A 19256-nucleotide genomic window follows, 5' to 3' on the forward strand; every position below is an offset into this window, starting at 1 on the left:
CGGAATATTTATGCCAACTATCGCTCCTAATCCATTAGTCCTAGTGGACGGTTCATCTTATTTATATCGTGCTTTTCATGCCTTTCCGCCGCTCACCAATTCAGCTGGCGAGCCTACTGGTGCCATGTACGGTGTATTAAACATGCTCAAAAGCCTGATTTCGCAGGTGCAACCGAGCCATATTGCGGTGGTCTTTGATGCGAAAGGCAAAACGTTCCGTGATGAAATGTTTGAACAATATAAATCCCATCGTCCACCGATGCCAGACGATCTGCGTAAACAAATTCAGCCGTTACACGATATTATCCGAGCCCTTGGCATTCCTCTTTTAGTCATTGAAGGTGTGGAGGCGGACGATGTCATTGGTACCTTAGCGGTAGCGGCTTCCAAAGCTAATCAAAAAGTCTTGATCAGCACCGGCGATAAAGACATGGCTCAGCTAGTGGATGACAACATTATGTTGATCAACACCATGAATAATACCCTATTAGATCGCGAGGCCGTGATTGAAAAATACGGTATTCCACCAGAACTCATCATCGATTACTTAGCGCTAATGGGCGATAGCGCCGATAATATTCCAGGCGTAGCGGGTGTGGGTGAAAAAACCGCTCTTGGCCTCTTGCAGGGTATCGGCAGCATGGCAGAAATTTATGCCAACTTAGACAAAGTGGCTGAATTGCCAATTCGTGGGGCAAAAAAATTAGGTGATAAATTATTGGCTGAAAAAGAAATGGCGGATTTATCCTATCGCCTTGCCACGATCAAAACCGATGTCGCTCTCGATATTACACCAGAGCAACTCACTCTTGGCGCAAGCAATAACGATCAACTCACTGAATATTTCGGCCGTTATGAATTTAAACGTTGGCTCAATGAAGTAATGAATGGCGCTGATTCCATCACCAATAATAACGAACAACCGACCAAGATTAATCACTATCAAGCTACGCCTGCACTCGCTCAAGACAATAGCGAGGAAGCATTGCCGGCAATTCAAATTGATCGTAGCCGTTATGAAACCTTACTCACTGAAGCGGATTTAAATCGTTGGATGGAAAAACTCAAGCAAGCCAAACTTTTTGCCCTAGATACAGAAACCGATAATTTAGATTATATGGCTGCCAACTTAGTGGGGATTTCCTTTGCGTTAGAAAACGGTGAAGCCGCTTACTTACCGCTGCAATTAGATTATTTAGGTGCACCAAAAACCCTTGAAAAAACAACCACACTTACTCTGTTAAAACCGATTTTAGAAAATCCAGCCATTCAAAAAGTCGGGCAAAACTTCAAGTACGACCTAACTATTTTCGCCCGTAATGGCATTGATGTGCAAGGTGTGGCTTTCGATACCATGTTGGAGTCCTATGTGCTCAACAGCACTGGTCGTCATAATATGGACGATCTGGCGAAACGTTATTTAGGACACCAAACTATTAGTTTTGAAGAAATTGCAGGCAAAGGTAAAAATCAGCTGACCTTTAACCAAATCCCATTAGAACAAGCCGCCGAGTACGCGGCGGAAGATGCCGATGTAACGATGAAGCTGCAACAAGTGCTATGGGAAAAACTCTCTAAAGAACCCACTCTTGAAAAACTCTTTAAAGAAATGGAACTGCCATTGTTAGGCGTACTTTCCCGTATGGAGCGTCGCGGTGTCTTAATTGATAGCGACGCACTATTCCTACAATCTAATGAAATCGCTAACCGTTTAAGTGAATTAGAAGAACAAGCTTATGTCTTGGCGGGGCAGCCATTTAATTTGGCTTCTACCAAACAATTACAGGAAATTTTGTTTGATAAATTAGGTTTGCCGGTTATTCAAAAAACACCAAAAGGTGCGCCATCCACTAACGAGGAAGTGTTAGAGGAACTCGCATTTAGTCATGAATTGCCGAAAGTGTTAGTAGAACATCGTGGGCTAAGCAAACTAAAATCCACCTACACCGACAAATTGCCGCAAATGGTGAATCCACAAACGGGTCGAGTGCATACTTCCTACCATCAAGCGGTGACAGCCACTGGTCGTCTTTCATCAAGCGATCCGAATCTACAAAACATTCCGATTCGTAATGAAGAAGGCCGCCGTATTCGTCAAGCTTTTATCGCCCGCAAAGGATTTACTGTTGTTGCAGCTGATTATTCACAAATCGAACTACGCATTATGGCGCACCTATCACAGGATCAGGGCTTAATTAATGCTTTTACCCAAGGCAAAGATATTCACCGCTCTACCGCAGCAGAAATCTTTGGGGTGGCACTGGATGAAGTAACATCCGAACAACGTCGTAATGCCAAAGCGATTAACTTCGGTCTAATTTATGGTATGTCAGCCTTTGGCTTATCGCGGCAACTCGGTATTGGCCGTGCAGATGCCCAGAGCTATATGGATTTGTATTTCAAACGCTATCCAGGCGTACAAACTTTTATGCATGATATTCGTGAAAAAGCTAAAGCCCAAGGCTATGTGGAAACCCTATTCGGCCGTCGTTTATATCTGCCGGATATTAACTCCTCTAACGGTATGCGCCGTAAAGCTGCCGAACGTGTCGCGATCAATGCACCAATGCAAGGCACCGCCGCAGACATTATCAAACGTGCCATGATTCAATTGGATCAAACACTACAAAACGATCCCGATATTGCGATGATTATGCAAGTACATGATGAATTGGTGTTTGAAGTGCGGTCAGAAAAAGTCGCGTTTTATAGCGAGCTCATCAAAACACAAATGGAAAGCGCAGCCGATTTAGTTGTGCCACTGATTGTAGAAGTGGGTCAAGGTACGAACTGGGATGAGGCTCACTAACAAATTTAGTCATGAATAAAGTTATTAGAAGTCACCTCTTTACGGCTGAACGCGCTTGGGGAGCCCTTGATATTACCAATATGAATGGCATCTCCGTGCGTCTTCACTGGACAGATAAACCTTACAAATGGCATATCAATGACGGTGAAGAAGTCTTTGCTGTCATGGATGGTACGGTGGAAATGCGCTACAAAGAAGACGACCAAGAGAAAACCGTATTGCTCCATACAGGTGATATTTTTTATGCGGGTATCGGTACCGAACATGTTGCTCATCCACAAGGCGAAGCGCGCATATTAGTCATAGAGAAAGAAGACAGTATTTAATAAATTAAAAGAATTTTATGAACCAAGAAAGACTCAACAAAATCGAAAAATCATTACTTCACCTTGTGGAACGTGATGTTGTTCCCGCGCTTGGCTGTACTGAACCTATCTCTTTGGCGCTTGCCGCAGCAACAGCGGCTAAATATTTAGGCAAAACACCGGAACGTATTGAAGCCAAGGTGTCACCAAACTTAATGAAAAATGGATTGGGCGTTGCAGTACCAGGAACGGGCATGGTGGGCTTGCCAATCGCAGCCGCGATTGGTGCTTTAGGCGGTGACCCTGAGGGTGAATTAGAAGTATTAAAACACATCACGCCAGAGCAAGTTTCACAAGCCAAAGCGATGCTTGATAAAAAGCTCGTGAATGTGGATATTCATCAAACCGATCATATTTTATATTCGGAAGCCGTGTTGTTTGCGGATACTGACCGAGTAAAAGTAGCCATTCAAGATCAACACACAAACATCATTTTAATTGAAAAAAATGGCGAAGTTGTTTTTGAGAAAGAACACGATGAATGCACTGATTGCGATCCTTATGATATTTTCAAACAGGTGAGCGCACGTGAAATCTTTGAATTTTCTTGTGAAGTTGAGCTCGATAAAATCCGCTTTATCGGACAGGCTGCCGAACTCAACCGAGCGCTGTCTAACGAAGGATTACGCGAAAATTACGGCTTACACATTGGCAGAACGTTACGCAAACAAGTTGGTAGTGGCTTAATGTCAGATGATTTACTCAGCAAAATCATGATCGAAACCACTGCAGCCTCCGATGCGCGTATGGGTGGAGCTACATTACCAGCAATGAGTAATTCAGGCTCTGGCAACCAAGGTATTGCCGCCACTATGCCCGTGGTTGTGGTCGCCGATTATTTAAACGTGAGTGAAGAAAAACGTCTCCGTGCCCTCTTCTTATCACACCTAATGGCCATTTATATCCACAGTAAATTACCCAAACTTTCTGCCCTTTGTGCGGTAACAACTGCCTCTATGGGAAGCTGTGCAGGTATCGCCTATTTGCTTACAGGTAAATTTGAAACCGTGAGCATGGGGATTTGCAGCATGATTGGTGATATTAGCGGAATCATCTGCGATGGCGCATCCAATAGCTGTGCCATGAAAGTGTCCACCAGCGTGGCTTCTGGCTATAAATCGGTACTCATGGCCATGGATGAAACCCATGTTACGGGTAATGAAGGCATTGTTGAACACGATCTCGATCGTACTATCGACAATCTATGCTCAATTGCGTCTAAGAGTATGCATCATATTGATCGCCAAGTGATTGAAATTATGGTGAGTAAACCCTGTCCTTAATATCGTGATAACTTACGATAAAGTGCGGTCAGAAAAACACACAAATTTCTGACCGCACTTTTTTTATATCAAAAAAACATATTTTCTAGCCAAAAGTTATTGGCGTCACCTTCTTATTTTTTTAGAAAATACCAACCTACTTAGTTCTAAAAGAGAAGGAATATTTATGCTTTTAACCGGATTACTTTGCGGAATTTTACTCGGATTTGTGATGCAGCGTGGGCGCTTTTGTATTACTGGCGCATTTCGCGATATGTATGTCACCAAAAATAACAAAATGTTTGTAGCCCTTCTATTGGCGATTACCGTGCAATCCATCGGTTTCTTTCTCTTAAAAGAAATCGGTGTATTAAATGTTGATCCAGCTGAAAATTTTGCCTTTTTAGCGGTGATTATCGGTGCCTTTGTGTTTGGTATCGGCATTGTTCTTGCTGGCGGTTGTGCGACAGGTACATGGTACCGTGCTGCGGAAGGCTTAGTCGGCAGTTGGGTCGCATTATTCACTTATATGTTATTAAGTGCCATCATGCGTACTGGCCCATTAGGTGAACTCAATAAAACTTTACGCAGTATCAATATCGAACAACGCAACATTTACGATACATTCGGTATCTCACCTTGGTGGTTAGTCGCATTATTAACTTTAGTGACAGCTTTCTATGTGTACAAACATCTCAGTAAACCAAGCGTAAAAGTCGCGGCATTAAAACCGAAGAAAACGGGACTTGCTCACTTATTATTTGAAAAACGCTGGCACCCATTTTTCTCTGCCGTATTAATCGGATTAATCGCACTTGCCGCTTGGCCACTCAGTGTCACTACAGGTCGTGAGTTTGGACTTGGGATCACTGGTCCCTCAGCCAATATCATGCAATTCCTCGTTACTGGCGACGGTAAATTTATTAACTGGGGCGTATTCTTAGTTTTAGGGATTTTTATTGGATCATTCATCGGAGCGAAAGCAAGCAATGAATTTCGTGTCCGCGTACCGGATGCCACCACGATTCTACGCAGCGGACTCGGCGGTATTCTCATGGGCATTGGTGCAACCCTTGCGGGTGGCTGCTCTATCGGTAACGGTTTAGTCGAAACCGCCTTTTTCTCTTGGCAAGGCTGGGTCTCATTGCCATTGATGATTTTCGGCACTTGGGTGGCCGCCTACTTCACCATTATCCGTCCACAACGTTTAAAATTAGCAAAAGCATCATAAGGAGTTTATATGATCGTTAAATTACCTACACTTGGCCTTGTTTGCCCATTTCCTCTCGTTGAAGCTAAGGAAGCCATGGCAAAGCTGAATAAAGGCGATGGCTTAGAAATTGAATTCGACTGTACACAAGCCACTGAAGCTATCCCCGCTTGGGCGGCTGAAGAAGGTTATGAAGTCACAAACTTCGAGCAAATTGATGATGCGAAATGGTCAATTACGGTGATTAAATAATAAAAAAGTGCGGTCAGAAAAATATATAAATTTCTGACCGCACTTTTGCTTTAATGAATCGAAATAATTAAATCAATTCTACCGGTACTTTCACCACCAGTTTTTTCACAAAACTTGATTTGCCGTTTACGGTGCAACCCGGCTTATGTGGCTCATAAGGGAAAAAGACAGCGAACATTTTCGGTAAAAGTGTTACCGTGCTTTTATCTTCAATTTGTGGGGTAAGTTGGTAGTCATCGGCATCACGATATTCATCGTATAAGCTGAGATTTGGATAAGTCGCGCTTACTTCAACATTTTCTTCGCCACAAATAAGTAATTGAATATCTAGATACTTGTGGTGAAGTTCAGCTTGTTTGCTATCCGCTTCAACCGTATCAAATTCCATGACATTCATATAGACTTGCTCGCTTAAATCATGACGGCCATTTTCTAATGCTTCAAGATCTAAAGTATTGAGATGATCGCAAATGTCCGCGATAACTTTTGGTAAACCCACTTTGAAATTTGGGTTATTTAATGCACTGATAATCATAGTGTCTCCTTACGTATGTATTTGTATGAGAATATGATAACAAGTTGCTTATATTAAATAAAGTTACCAATAAATTTAAAACTCTGTATAATAAGCGAGCTTTATTTTCTGCATTAGCGTGCGGCTATCAAAAGAGATTTTTAAACGCCAAAAGTGCGGTCATTTTTTCGAAAGATTTCTTTTGCTAGTCGCAATCTGGAAAATAAAGCTTTGTTTTAAATATTATTTTGAAGGAAAACATTGTGAATCCAATTGTTAAACAATTTAAATACGGTCAACATACCGTTACTCTAGAAACTGGCGCAATTGCACGTCAAGCAACTGCTGCGGTTATGGCAAGCATGGACGATACCACGGTATTCGTGACTGTTGTGGCTAAAAAAGATGTGAAAGAAGGTCAAGACTTCTTCCCATTAACCGTAAACTACCAAGAGCGTACTTATGCGGCGGGTAAAATCCCTGGTGGTTTCTTCAAACGTGAAGGTCGTCCATCTGAAGGCGAAACCTTAATTGCTCGTTTAATCGACCGTCCAATTCGTCCATTATTCCCAGAAGGTTTCTTCAACGAAATCCAAGTTGTGGCAACTGTGGTTTCTGTAAACCCGCAAATCAGCCCTGACTTAGTGGCAATGATCGGTGCTTCTGCAGCATTAACCTTATCAGGTGTACCTTTCAACGGTCCTATCGGTGCAGCGCGTGTTGGTTTTATCGACAACCAATTCGTATTAAACCCAACTATGGCTGAACAAAAGCAAAGCCGTTTGGACTTAGTGGTTGCAGGTACTGACAAAGCCGTATTAATGGTTGAATCTGAAGCTGACATTTTAACTGAAGAACAAATGTTAGCGGCGGTAGTATTCGGTCATCAACAACAACAAGTTGTAATCGAAGCAATCAAAGAATTTGCAAAAGAAGCGGGTAAACCACGTTGGGATTGGGTTGCGCCACAACCAAACACAGATTTAATCAACAAAGTAAAAGCGATTGCTGAAGCGCGTTTAGGCGATGCATACCGCATTACTGAAAAACAAGCACGTTACGAACAGATCGATGCGATTAAAGCGGATGTGATTGCACAAATTACAGCAGAAGATGAAGAGATCAGCGAAGGTAAAATCGTGGATATTTTCACCGCACTTGAAAGCCAAATCGTTCGTGGCCGTATCATTGCAGGTGAACCACGTATTGATGGTCGTACCGTTGATACCGTTCGTGCATTAGACATTTGCACTGGTGTATTACCACGTACACACGGTTCTGCAATTTTCACTCGTGGTGAAACGCAAGCATTAGCTGTTGCAACGTTAGGTACTGAACGTGATGCACAAATCATTGATGAATTAACAGGTGAACGTCAAGATCACTTCTTATTCCACTACAACTTCCCTCCATACTCTGTAGGTGAAACCGGTATGATCGGCTCGCCAAAACGTCGTGAAATCGGTCATGGTCGTTTAGCAAAACGCGGTGTAGCGGCTGTTATGCCTAGCCTTGCAGAATTCCCGTATGTAGTGCGTGTTGTATCTGAAATTACTGAATCCAATGGTTCTTCTTCTATGGCATCTGTATGTGGTGCATCTTTAGCATTAATGGATGCGGGTGTTCCAATCAAAGCCGCTGTTGCAGGTATCGCAATGGGCTTAGTGAAAGAAGAAGAAAAATTTGTGGTTCTTTCAGATATCTTAGGTGATGAAGACCACTTAGGTGATATGGACTTTAAAGTGGCTGGTACACGTGAAGGTGTCACCGCACTTCAAATGGACATCAAAATTGAAGGTATCACCCCTGAAATTATGCAAATTGCATTAAACCAAGCAAAAGGTGCTCGTATGCACATTCTTGGCGTAATGGAACAAGCAATCCCTGCACCACGTGCAGATATTTCTGACTACGCGCCGCGTATTCACACCATGAAAATTGATCCGAAGAAAATCAAAGATGTTATCGGTAAAGGTGGTGCAACTATCCGTGCATTAACTGAAGAAACCGGTACGTCTATCGATATCGATGATGATGGTACAGTGAAAATCGCCGCAGTAGATAGCAGTGCAGCGAAAAATGTGATGGCACGTATTGAAGAAATCGTTGCTGAAGTTGAAGCGGGCGCAATTTACAAAGGTAAAGTGACTCGTCTTGCTGACTTCGGTGCATTCGTCGCTATCGTTGGAAATAAAGAAGGTTTAGTTCATATTTCTCAAATCGCAGAAGAACGCGTAGAGAAAGTGAGTGATTATCTTCAAGTTGGTCAAGAAGTGACTGTGAAAGTGGTTGAAATCGATCGTCAAGGTCGTATCCGCTTAACCATGAAAGATCTTGCACCAAAACAAGAAACTGAAGCAGAATCTGCACCTGCAGAAGACATTTCAGAAGAACAAGAATAATCTCACAGGGTGTGTGAATTCGATTTACACACCCGTTTTGATTATCAAACTAACTTATAAAACAATGCAGTATTTTCGGTTATTCCGTTTTCTAGTTTCGTTGTCTAGCCTAAGTGTGATTTTATTTATTTCCGGTTGTGTGCAATCGGGAAACGTATTTGTTGCACCCAATAAAGTCGTGCTAGCGGATCAAACGCCGAATACGCACTTCGAACAAGAAGTGATGATTACCCGAATCGGGCAAGTTTTATTAGTTGGTAAAATGAGTAATGAAGAACGAGCGACGCTTCACTTTGAACGTGGCGTTTTATATGATTCCCTCGGTTTATGGGGCCTCGCACGTTATGATTTTACACAAGCCCTTGCGTTACAGCCAAAGATGGCTTCCGTTTATAATTACTTAGGGCTTTACTTACTGCTTGAAGAAGATTACGACAGTGCATTAGAAACCTTTAATGCGGTGTTTGAATTGGATCCAAGTTATGACTATACCCACCTTAATCGTGGTTTAAATTTTTATTACGTCGAACGCTATAATCTTGCTGAAGACGATTTGATAAAGTTTTACGAAGCCGATACCAAAGATCCCTATCGCGTACTCTGGCTCTATTTGAACGAACAAAAATTAAAACCACAAGAAGCCCATGCCAACCTTGTTGAACGAGCTAAAGGGCTATCTAAGGACTTCTGGGGAACAAATATCGTTCAATACTATTTAGGTAATATTTCTGTGAGTGACTTGCAAGAACGGGCAACCAAATTTGCAGAAAACTCACAACAATATGCAGAAATATTAACCGAAACCTACTTTTATCTAGCAAAACAAAAACTCAATTTGGGGCAAATTGATGAAGCTGCGGCTTTATTCAAACTCGCTATTGCGAATCAGGTATATAACTTTGTTGAGTATCGTTTTGCCGTGTTAGAGCTGATGAAATTGAAACCGGCTCAAACTGACGACGAAAAAGAAGAAAAAAGTGCGGTCACAAAAACTGCTGTTTTTTAGACTTGCTTCTTTCTTTTGTAACAAATAAACCTGAAAGCGAAATTGAGCTTTCCTTACTTACATTCGAGTATTTTAATGACAGACAAAATCACTTTTAATGATTTAGGCTTGCCTGAATTCATTCTAAAAGCCGTTTCTGACCTTGGTTTTGAAACACCTTCGCCAATCCAACAAGCTTGTATTCCTGCTCTTCTAGAGGGCAGAGATGTACTTGGTATGGCACAAACCGGTAGTGGTAAAACTGCCGCATTCTCTTTACCTATTTTGGCAAAAATTGATCCTGCCGCAAAACACCCACAATTATTGGTAATGGCACCAACCCGTGAACTTGCAATTCAAGTTGCTGATGCTTGTGAACACTTCATGAAATATGCAAAAGGCATCAACATCGTGACCCTTTATGGTGGTCAACGCTATGACATTCAATTACGAGCATTAAAACAAGGTGCACAAGTTGTTGTGGGTACACCAGGCCGTATTTTGGATCACATCCGTCGTAACACATTAAATCTATCTGAATTAAAAGCAATCGTACTTGATGAAGCAGATGAAATGCTTCGTATGGGCTTTATTGATGATGTAGAAACCGTTATGGCTGAATTACCGGAAGAGCACCAAACTGCACTTTTCTCTGCAACCATGCCTGAGCCAATTCGTCGCATCACAAAACGCTTCATGAAAAATCCGCAAGAAGTGAAAATCAAAGTAAATAACGATAACGCGCCAGATATTGAACAAAATTGTTGGTATGTTCAAGGTTTCCGTAAAAATGATGCATTATTACGTTTCTTAGAAGTGGAAGAGTTTGATGCAGCCATCATTTTTACCCGCACTAAAACAGGCACGCTTGATGTGACTGAATTATTAGAAAAACACGGTTTCCGTGCTGCAGCATTAAACGGTGATATGACTCAACAATTACGTGAGCAAACCTTAGATCGCTTACGTAATGGTAGCCTTGATATCGTCGTTGCAACTGATGTTGCTGCGCGTGGTATCGATATTGAACGAATCAGTCTTGTAGTGAACTATGACATCCCACTTGATGCAGAGTCGTACGTTCACCGTATCGGCCGTACTGGTCGTGCAGGTCGCTCTGGTCGTGCATTGTTATTCGTTGAACCACGTGAACGCCGTTTACTTCGTAATATCGAACACTTAATGAAAAAACCAATCAATGAAGTTGAATTACCAAATCATGAAGTGTTGCAAGCCTGTCGTCGTAAAAAATTCCAAGACAAGATTACCAAACAATTGGAACATCACGATCTCGAAATGTATCGTAGCTTATTAGAAGATTTATTCACGGCAGATCAGGATCAAGAAGATATTGCCGCAGCGATGTTGATGTTGCTTCAAGGAAAACAAAAACTGATTCTTCCACCAGATCCACCAATGGATAAACGCCGTCGTGACCGTAATGATCGCGGTGATCGTCGTGAAAATCCACGTTCAGCTGAACGTCGTGGTGAGCGTAAAGGCTATGGCACCCCACAACCGATGGATTTATATCGTATCGAAGTAGGTCGTGCAGATGGTGTAGAAGTGCGTCATATCGTAGGTGCTATCGCAAATGAAGGTGATATTAACAGCCGTTATATTGGCCATATCAAACTTTATGATGACTACTCTACTGTTGAATTACCACAAGGTATGCCAAAAGAATTGCTCCAACAATTCGGTAAAACTCGCGTTTTAAATAAACAAATGCAAATGAGCTTTATGGGCGCAGCACAGTCAGACAATAGACGTGGTGGTAATGACTTTGGTGGAAAAGGTCGCCGTAATGAACGTGGAGACCGAGTCCAAGATCGTTTCCGTGGTGAACGTAATGGCGAACGTCGTCAACGTAAATTTAACGATAAAAATGACCGCACTTTTGATGAACGTGGTCGCCGAGATCGCCAACGTTAATCCTTATTTAACAGCCCCTTGAAGTAAAAGGGGCTTTTTTATTGTCTTAATTCTCGTTACAATCGTCTCTTATCTCAATTTATAAGGTTTATCTATTGAAAGGTCTATTTTTACGTATTATTGCGGCTTTTGCATTATTACTTTGGGCAATTGATATGGTCTTCCCTTGGCAAAAAATTATGCAATCGGAGCAAAACCCTTACACCACGATCAAAAATCGTGGCAGCCTGATAGTCGGCACCATTAACAATCCCATTTACTATTTTATTGGGAATGAAGGCGAATCAGGCTTGGAATACGAATTAGCAAAAAACTTTGCTGATTATTTAGGGGTTCGCTTACAAATTAAAACCTTAGAAAATAACGATCAACTTTTTAATGAATTGGAGAACAATAATATTGATATCGCCGCTGCGAATCTTTTGTTCCAGCCTCAACGTGCAGAAAAATTTCAGTTAGGGCCATCTTATACTTCTGCCTCTTGGCAGCTTGTGTATAAAAAAGGTGAAAATCGTCCGAAAGATTTAGCGCAAGTCCAGCAAGAAATTATTATTTCTGCGGGGGAAGACTTAGAAAAATTATTATCCCTCGCGCAGAAAAAACTTCCTGCACTTAAATGGCAGAATAACAAACAGTTAACCCAAGAGGAATTATTAATTCAAGTGGCGGAAGGCAAAATTCCTTATACCATTGCAAATAGTATTGATGTGGCGGCTGCACAACAAATTCGCCCTAACTTAGCAATTGCATTTGACCTAACGGATGAAATGACCGTGCATTGGTATCTTTCTAATAAATCCTATAATGAGTTACAAGCAGGCTTGTTGGATTTTATGAATAATGCCATTGAAACGGGATTAATTGATCGTATTGAAGAAAAATATTTCCGCCATATTACTGCCTTTGATTATGTAGATACTCAGGCTTATCTAGAGGCAGTTGAAAAAATTCTCCCTCAATATCAACCGCTCTTTGAAAAATATAAAGGGAATTTAGACTGGCGATTATTAGCCGCTGTGGCCTATCAAGAATCCCATTGGGACCCTTATGCCACCTCTCCAACGGGTGTACGCGGAATGATGATGCTCACCAAAGATACGGCTGTGAGGATGAATATTAATAATCGCACAGATGCCGAACAAAGTATAAAAGCGGGATCGGAATATTTGCATTGGCTACTCGACCAGATGCCTGATAGTATTCCAGAAGAAGATCGAATTTGGTATTCTTTAGCAGCATATAATATGGGATTAGGGCATATTTTAGACGCACGTCGCTTAACAAAAAAATTAGGTGGTAACCCAGATAACTGGTTAGATGTAAAAAATAATCTTCAACTATTATCGGAAAAGCGCCATTATTCAAACTTAAAATATGGCTACGCTCGCGGCTATGAAGCCTACCAATATGTCGAAAATATTCGACGTTACATGAATAGCATTGTGAATTATCATCGCGTTCAAGAAAACCAAGCGACTGCAACAGAGTAAGTGCGGTCAGAAAAAGCAACGTTTTATTGAACTCAAAGAAAACAAGGAGAAAAAGATGTTAAAAAGAAAAACTTTTTTAAAGAAAAAAGCATCAAGAGATATCTCTGCCTCGCGCAACTTGCGTTTAAGACGCTTAAAACACCGTAAAGCAAAACAATTCCAACGTCATGCATTACAATTAGTGATTCAAGATATCTAAAAAAGGGCGAACATCATGTTCGCCCTTTTATTATTTGTTATTAGATATTATTGCTTAATACCACCGAATGCACCCCGAGACTGATCTGCTTCATTCGTAAATAAGCCTGTCATTTCTTGTGCATTTTCACCAAAGAAACCACCTTGGGTTTTAATACCATTTACTTCACCAGCAAAGCTATTACCTGTAATTTTACCACCAAAATTCATACCTGGTACGGCATTAGCTTTTTCCGTAATATTAATGTCAATGACTTTATTAGCAAAATCAGCCGTAGCTTTCATTTCACTTATCTCACTATAATTTTGGTTACCATCCTTTTTATATACAGCTCCACCTTTATACTCTGCTAATCCTGTTGTAGGAATTTGTGTCACTGCTGTTGGTAAACCTTGCGCATAAAAATATTGATTACCTGTTAATTTATCAACATAGGTACCAAATGCACTTGATTGTAAATTACTATTACTTAAGATAGTTTGCCCTTCTTTTCGAAGATTATATAAATCGTCATATTCTTCATAAGTCCATGGATCAATATCTCCAGCTCTTCTCAAGATATTAATATCAACTAATTTACCTGATTCATCAATTATCGTAAGATCTCGCACATCACGAGCTAATGGACGGCTTGCCTCATTTTCTTCTCCAGTTAAAACCCCACCGGAAATGACATCTTTCATCTCCCCACTAACTCCGCCAAAGATCTTATCACTTAGTGGAATACGTGCTTTTTCATCAGCTTGTAAATTTTCAAGTTGTTTCAATCTTTCTTCAGCGGCTTTTTTTTCTGCTTCTGTTTGTTCGCTATTATTTTTTGCCGTTTTTATTGCAGCTTCAGCTTTTTTCACAGCAGCGTCCGCTTTCTTATTTGCTTCAGCGATTCTTTGATTTAGTTCAACCTCGGCTTGACGAATCTGCTCAGAATTATCTGAGCCACCTTTTGAGCTAGAAGAACAAGCACCTAATGCCATAAAGCAGGAAAGTGCAATAATGGAAAGTTTAATTTTGTTCATAAAAGGATCCTTATTATCTTGTTTTTTAGACTAAATGATGACTCCATACAATTTAAATGAAATAAAAATAATTTTCAATACCATTGTAAGATTTATTTAAATTTTGTAAACTTTGCTCCGGATTCTACTAAATCAAAATAACATTTCAGGTAAAAATATGATTCATAAATTTCCACTTTCTTTAGGTGCACTTTGTGTCACTTTTGCTGTGCACGCTTATGCAGAAGAACAAACTACGTTAGATACAATTACTGTTAATGCCAATGCTTCTGAGGTCAAAGTAAATCAAATAAAAAAAACGCGTAAAGCAATTCAAGAAGAACTGATTTCAGATAACTATGACTTAGTTCGTTATGCTACTGATGTTGGCATTAGTGATAATGGCCGTCGTAACAAAGGTTTTGCAATGCGTGGTGTTGAAGGAAATCGTGTTGGTATCAGTGTTGATGGCGTCAATTTACCCGAATCAGAAGAAAATTCACTATATGCACGTTACGGTAATTTTAATAGCTCCCGTCTAAGTATCGATCCAGAATTAGTACAAGGTATTGATATTATGCGAGGAGCAGATTCTTTCAATTCAGGTAGTGGTGCGATAGGCGGTTCCGTTAACTATCGAACCTTAGGTGCTGATGATATCATTCTGCCAAATAAAAAATGGGGTATATTGCTTAAAAATGGGTATGCCAGCAAAAATAGCGAATGGACACACACTTTAGGGGTAGCTTATAAAGATGACAAATTTGATGCAACCTTACTCTATTCCTATCGCCATGGATATGAAATGAAAAGCCGTGGAAAAGGTCAAGATATCGTAGGTAACGCTCGCGGTATTCCTGATCCATCACATCATAAAAACCATAGCTACTTAGCTAAAATTGGCTATTTTATTACGCAGACACAACGTGTAAGTGCATCATTTAATGCTCAAAAAGCAAATAACTTTGTTGATGAAAAATCGTACCAGCTTGCAGGGCTCTGGCGTGAATCCAATGATATAAGTAAACGCTATAATGCCAATATTGCCTACGAATATTTTCCAGAAAATAGTCGATGGTTAAGTTACCTAAAAACTGAATTAGATTTTCAAAAAACAAATATTGGTTCAGAAAACTACAAAGGTGGATATCGCTATAATGCTGATTTTACTGCATATTCAGGAAAAGATTTAATCGAAATTCAGGATACCAGCATGAATAGTCGCTTTATGAGAGCCTCTCTGCGAGCCGATCTCATGCCATGGGAAACCAAATTTGGTAGCCATCAATTTACACTAAGAACCGGTATTTCACAAAAAGATTTTGATAATCGTAATGAGCATGAATATCCAAATATAAATACTGACGGCAGCAGTGCAAAAGATAGTGAATCAATTCAACACCCTGTCAGAACCCGTTCATTCTTTGCTCAATTACAAGACAATGTGATATGGAATGATATCTTTTCAAGTCAATTAGGAATTCGTTATGATTGGGATGAATTAGTGCCACAAGATTTAAAAGCTTTTTGTAGAGCTTGCAGCAGTAAACCTGCATCAAATACCTTCCAAAGTTTAAGTGGCTCATTTGGATTAGATGCTCAGCTTAATGATATTTGGAAAATAGGCTATAACATTTCTACTGGTTTCCGTATTCCAACTGCTTCAGAAATGTATTTCTCTTTCGAACATCCTGCCGGTAACTGGATACCAAACCCTGATTTAAAAGCAGAACAAGCACTAAATCAATCTATTTATATTCAAGCTGACCACCAGTTAGGCTCATTTGGATTAACGTTTTATCATACTCGATATAAAAACTTCTTAACTGAGCAAGAATCAACTTATAAAAAACGTAACCCATATTACAATGCCTATAGTGCAAGTTATGGTCAACAAGCTTATTACACAACAATCGCTCAGAAAGCAGTTAACATCGACCGAGCTCGTATTACTGGTGTAGAATTCACGAGTAAAGTTAATTTAGATCAGATTATTTCAGCTATTCCTCAAGGTTGGAAATTTACAGCAAATCTCGGTTATGCCAAAGGGAAACTTAATGGCACTGAAGCAAGCTTACTCTCCATTCAACCTATTAAAGTGATTTTAGGAATTGGCTATGAAGATCCAAATGATCGCTGGGGAGTTAACGTCAAAGCTAGCTATCTTGGCGCGAAAAAAGCAAAAGATGCCCAAATAGTACAATACTCAACCAACTTTGTTAGAGAAGTAAAAACTTACCCTTATCTTAATAATTCTGCTGTGCTATTTGATCTGTATGGTTTCTATAAAATCAATCAAAATATTACGCTACGCGCAGGGCTTTATAACTTATTTAATCGCAAATATCACACTTGGGATACCCTACGTGGTATTAACAAAATAAGTACGACTGATTCAGTTGATAAAGAAGGAAAAGGTTTAGAGCGTTTTTATGCGCCAGGACGTAATTTTGCAGCATCTATTGAGATTCGTTTTTAATTGATTACATCCTTAGTAAAAAAGGGCGAACATCATGTTCGCCCTTTTTATTTATTCATTATCCTTTATTTTTCAAAAGAATCTTTCAAACGCTCATCTGCTCGGCGGGATTCGCCTTTATGCTGAAGTTTATTTAATTGACGTTCTAATTTTTCTTCGACTTCATTGATCGCTTTATACATATCATCTGCCGTTGCAGTGGCTAACAGATTACCTAATGGAGTTCCAATTGAAGCCTCTACAGAAAAGCCGTTTGGCACTTTACTTAAAACAAAGTGCGGGCTAATCAGTTGAGTGTGCCATTTCTCTAATTTTGCAAGTCTTCCCTCCACATGTTCACGGATTGCAGGGGTGATTTCCATTTGTTTACTTGTGATATTGAGTGTCATAGCATTTACCTCTTTTGGTTAAATGAACCCTTCGGTTCAGTTCATCTTTAATAACAACATATCGACCTTGCACTACTTTTTCAAGTGCTTTTAGTCAAATAAAAAAACAAATGTTCAAAAATATGATCGGGATCTAATTTCTGAAAAAATGTGATTTCATTTCCGTGTAAACTTGTTATGATGTAAAGCTGTAAACAACAAAGGGAAGCACTAGGCTTCCCTTTTCTTTTTACGACATAAATTAGGCTAATTCATCTTGATCATGTTGCGTGGCTTTTAAACGTTCGAAGTAATCTTTGGTTTCTGAAATAATCTCTTTGCGTAAACCAATTAATGCAACTAAGTTCGGGAAGGCCATTAAACCATTCACAATATCCGCTAAGATCCAGATTAAATCTAAGGTGAGGAATGAACCCGCTCCAACTAGAACAATAAACACAAAGCGATACACTTTAATACCACGGATACCAACTAGATAAAGGAAACAACGTTCACCGTAGTAGCACCACCCTAAAATTGTGGTGAAAGCAAAGAATAATAAGCCAACAGTTACAATGGTTGCACCAATTGATGTGCCTAAGCCCTGTGCAAAAGCATAGTTAGTCACGCTTGCGCCTGAAAGCTCAGGGTTACTCCATGCTCCCGTAATAACAAGCACTAAGCCCGTCATCGTACATACGATGATGGTATCTAAAAATGTCCCTGTCATCGAAATTAAACCTTGACGAACAGGCTCTTTGGTTTGTGCCGCTGCCGCTGCAATAGGCGCACTTCCTAAACCTGATTCATTTGAGAAAATACCGCGAGCAACACCCGATTGAATGGCTTTCATTACTGTAAAGCCAACTGCGCCGCCTAAAGCTGCTTGAGGGTTAAACGCACTATGAATAATTAATGCGATCGCAGCGGGCAGTTTATCGTAATTGACTACTAAGATAATAATTGAGGTCGCCACATAGCCGATTGCCATAAAAGGCACAATCACTGAAGAAGCTGTTGCAATACGTCTTACTCCACCAAGAATAATCATAGCGACCAGCACTGTTACCACTGTTGCCGTAATAATAACGGGTACATTGAATGTGTCTTGCATCGCATGCGTAATTGCATTTATTTGAGGGAAGGTACCAATACCGAAAAAGGCCACCAATACTCCAAAGAGTGCAAATAATTTAGCTAGCCATTTAATTCCAAGACCACGTTCGATATAGTACATCGGGCCACCAGCCATAAAACCGTATTTATCTCGCACACGATATTTCACTGCAAGCAAACATTCGGCATATTTGGTTGCCATGCCTAATAATGCAACTAGCCACATCCAAAAAATCGCGCCAGGTCCACCTGCTTGCACCGCAGTGGCTACACCCACGATATTTCCTGTTCCGATAGTCGCCGCCAATGCCGTACAAAGTGCGGCAAAAGAAGATACATCCCCCTTGCCTTTATTCGCACCACGAGCAAATAAATAGCTCAATGCACGAGGCAAATAACGAATTTGCAAGAAACCTAAACGAAGGGTGAGATAAAGTCCGGTTCCGGACAATAGAATAAGTAGGGGCGGTCCCCATACAAAGCTGCTAATAGCAGATAAGGTTGTCTGTAATGACATTGATGATTCCTCGTCGTTTAAAATACAAATAAACTCGACAAGGAGACAAGAAGAATCCCGATAGAAATATTTTTGATAATACCGATTGTCTTTTGCCCCTGTCCTTTTGCCTGAGCGTTTGGAAAACAATCGAAAAATCGACCACTCTTTTGCGCCTTCGGCGTCCATTTACATCAATAAAATGCAATGGATCTCTCCAAGGGTTCGTCCAGTAACAGTCCCTGCAATCTTGCGATTGCGCCTGAAAGATTTTACCTCGTCGGCGTAGGGGCAATTCCCTACTCTCCAGCTACCTTCTTCCGAACTCACTTTTTACGTTTTATTCTTATTGCAAAAAGTACTGCAAATTTTAACAAAC

General features: G+C 40.5%; 15 protein-coding genes and 1 riboswitch. Of the genes, 11 read left to right on the forward strand and 4 right to left on the reverse strand.

Annotation, left to right across the window (positions count from 1 at the left end; translation table 11 throughout):
• The first annotated feature begins 10 nt into the window (after positions 1–10).
• The 5 genes from polA to HMPREF2750_RS03555 all read left to right on the forward strand — a co-directional run bounded on the left by polA (position 11) and on the right by HMPREF2750_RS03555 (position 5898).
• On the forward strand, positions 11–2809 hold the full coding sequence (gene polA, locus HMPREF2750_RS03535; protein ID WP_070582583.1) for a DNA polymerase I: 2799 nt from the start codon (positions 11–13) through the stop codon (positions 2807–2809).
• Positions 2810–2820: 11 nt separating this feature from the next.
• A complete protein-coding gene (locus tag HMPREF2750_RS03540) occupies positions 2821–3135 on the forward strand; it encodes a cupin domain-containing protein (protein ID WP_070582584.1) in 315 nt (104 codons plus the stop codon).
• A gap of 17 nt (positions 3136–3152) precedes the next feature.
• Entirely contained in the window at positions 3153–4457 is a 1305-nt protein-coding gene (locus tag HMPREF2750_RS03545; protein WP_070582585.1) for an L-cysteine desulfidase family protein, read from the forward strand.
• 166 nt (positions 4458–4623) lie between these two features.
• On the forward strand, positions 4624–5667 hold the full coding sequence (locus tag HMPREF2750_RS03550; RefSeq protein ID WP_070582586.1) for a YeeE/YedE family protein: 1044 nt from the start codon (positions 4624–4626) through the stop codon (positions 5665–5667).
• Positions 5668–5676: 9 nt separating this feature from the next.
• A complete protein-coding gene (locus HMPREF2750_RS03555; RefSeq protein WP_005631077.1) occupies positions 5677–5898 on the forward strand; it encodes a sulfurtransferase TusA family protein in 222 nt (73 codons plus the stop codon).
• 67 nt (positions 5899–5965) lie between these two features.
• Here the strand turns inward: HMPREF2750_RS03555 and nanQ are convergent, their stop codons facing one another.
• The gene (gene nanQ / locus HMPREF2750_RS03560; RefSeq protein WP_070582587.1) at positions 5966–6433 is read right to left on the reverse strand and encodes an N-acetylneuraminate anomerase; all 468 of its coding nucleotides are present in this window, start codon (positions 6431–6433) and stop codon (positions 5966–5968) included.
• Positions 6434–6675: 242 nt separating this feature from the next.
• Between nanQ and pnp the strand changes: the two genes are divergently transcribed.
• The 5 genes from pnp to HMPREF2750_RS10035 all read left to right on the forward strand — a co-directional run bounded on the left by pnp (position 6676) and on the right by HMPREF2750_RS10035 (position 13423).
• Positions 6676–8814 (forward strand): polyribonucleotide nucleotidyltransferase, encoded by a 2139-nt coding sequence (pnp, locus tag HMPREF2750_RS03565; RefSeq protein WP_049367217.1) that lies wholly within the window; start codon positions 6676–6678, stop codon positions 8812–8814.
• Between the two features lie 64 nt (positions 8815–8878).
• The gene (nlpI, locus tag HMPREF2750_RS03570; RefSeq protein ID WP_070582588.1) at positions 8879–9820 is read left to right on the forward strand and encodes a lipoprotein NlpI; all 942 of its coding nucleotides are present in this window, start codon (positions 8879–8881) and stop codon (positions 9818–9820) included.
• A gap of 75 nt (positions 9821–9895) precedes the next feature.
• Positions 9896–11734, forward strand: coding sequence for a DEAD/DEAH box helicase (locus HMPREF2750_RS03575; protein WP_070582589.1), 1839 nt, complete (start codon positions 9896–9898; stop codon positions 11732–11734).
• 95 nt (positions 11735–11829) lie between these two features.
• A complete protein-coding gene (mltF, locus tag HMPREF2750_RS03580) occupies positions 11830–13224 on the forward strand; it encodes a membrane-bound lytic murein transglycosylase MltF (protein ID WP_070582590.1) in 1395 nt (464 codons plus the stop codon).
• A 55-nt stretch (positions 13225–13279) separates the two neighbouring features.
• Complete coding sequence (locus HMPREF2750_RS10035; protein WP_005697833.1) at positions 13280–13423, forward strand: hypothetical protein; 144 nt, start codon at positions 13280–13282, stop codon at positions 13421–13423.
• 47 nt (positions 13424–13470) lie between these two features.
• Here HMPREF2750_RS10035 and HMPREF2750_RS03585 read toward each other — a convergent pair whose 3' ends face one another.
• A complete protein-coding gene (locus HMPREF2750_RS03585; protein WP_070582591.1) occupies positions 13471–14439 on the reverse strand; it encodes a transferrin-binding protein-like solute binding protein in 969 nt (322 codons plus the stop codon).
• A gap of 157 nt (positions 14440–14596) precedes the next feature.
• Here HMPREF2750_RS03585 and HMPREF2750_RS03590 point away from each other — a divergent pair, with 157 nt between their 5' ends.
• The gene (locus HMPREF2750_RS03590; protein ID WP_070582592.1) at positions 14597–16897 is read left to right on the forward strand and encodes a TonB-dependent hemoglobin/transferrin/lactoferrin family receptor; all 2301 of its coding nucleotides are present in this window, start codon (positions 14597–14599) and stop codon (positions 16895–16897) included.
• Between the two features lie 65 nt (positions 16898–16962).
• On the opposite strand, the gene hpf is transcribed toward HMPREF2750_RS03590, so the two are convergent.
• On the reverse strand, positions 16963–17286 hold the full coding sequence (gene hpf, locus HMPREF2750_RS03595) for a ribosome hibernation-promoting factor, HPF/YfiA family (RefSeq protein WP_005695412.1): 324 nt from the start codon (positions 17284–17286) through the stop codon (positions 16963–16965).
• Positions 17287–17527: 241 nt separating this feature from the next.
• Positions 17528–18898, reverse strand: a complete 1371-nt coding sequence (locus HMPREF2750_RS03600) for an alanine/glycine:cation symporter family protein (RefSeq protein WP_070582593.1) — start codon at positions 18896–18898, stop codon at positions 17528–17530.
• An 88-nt stretch (positions 18899–18986) separates the two neighbouring features.
• Positions 18987–19108, reverse strand: a riboswitch (glycine riboswitch).
• Between the last annotated feature and the right edge of the window lie 148 nt (positions 19109–19256).

The sequence above is a fragment of the Haemophilus sp. HMSC066D02 genome (assembly GCF_001810545.1).
GTDB lineage: Bacteria > Pseudomonadota > Gammaproteobacteria > Enterobacterales > Pasteurellaceae > Haemophilus_D.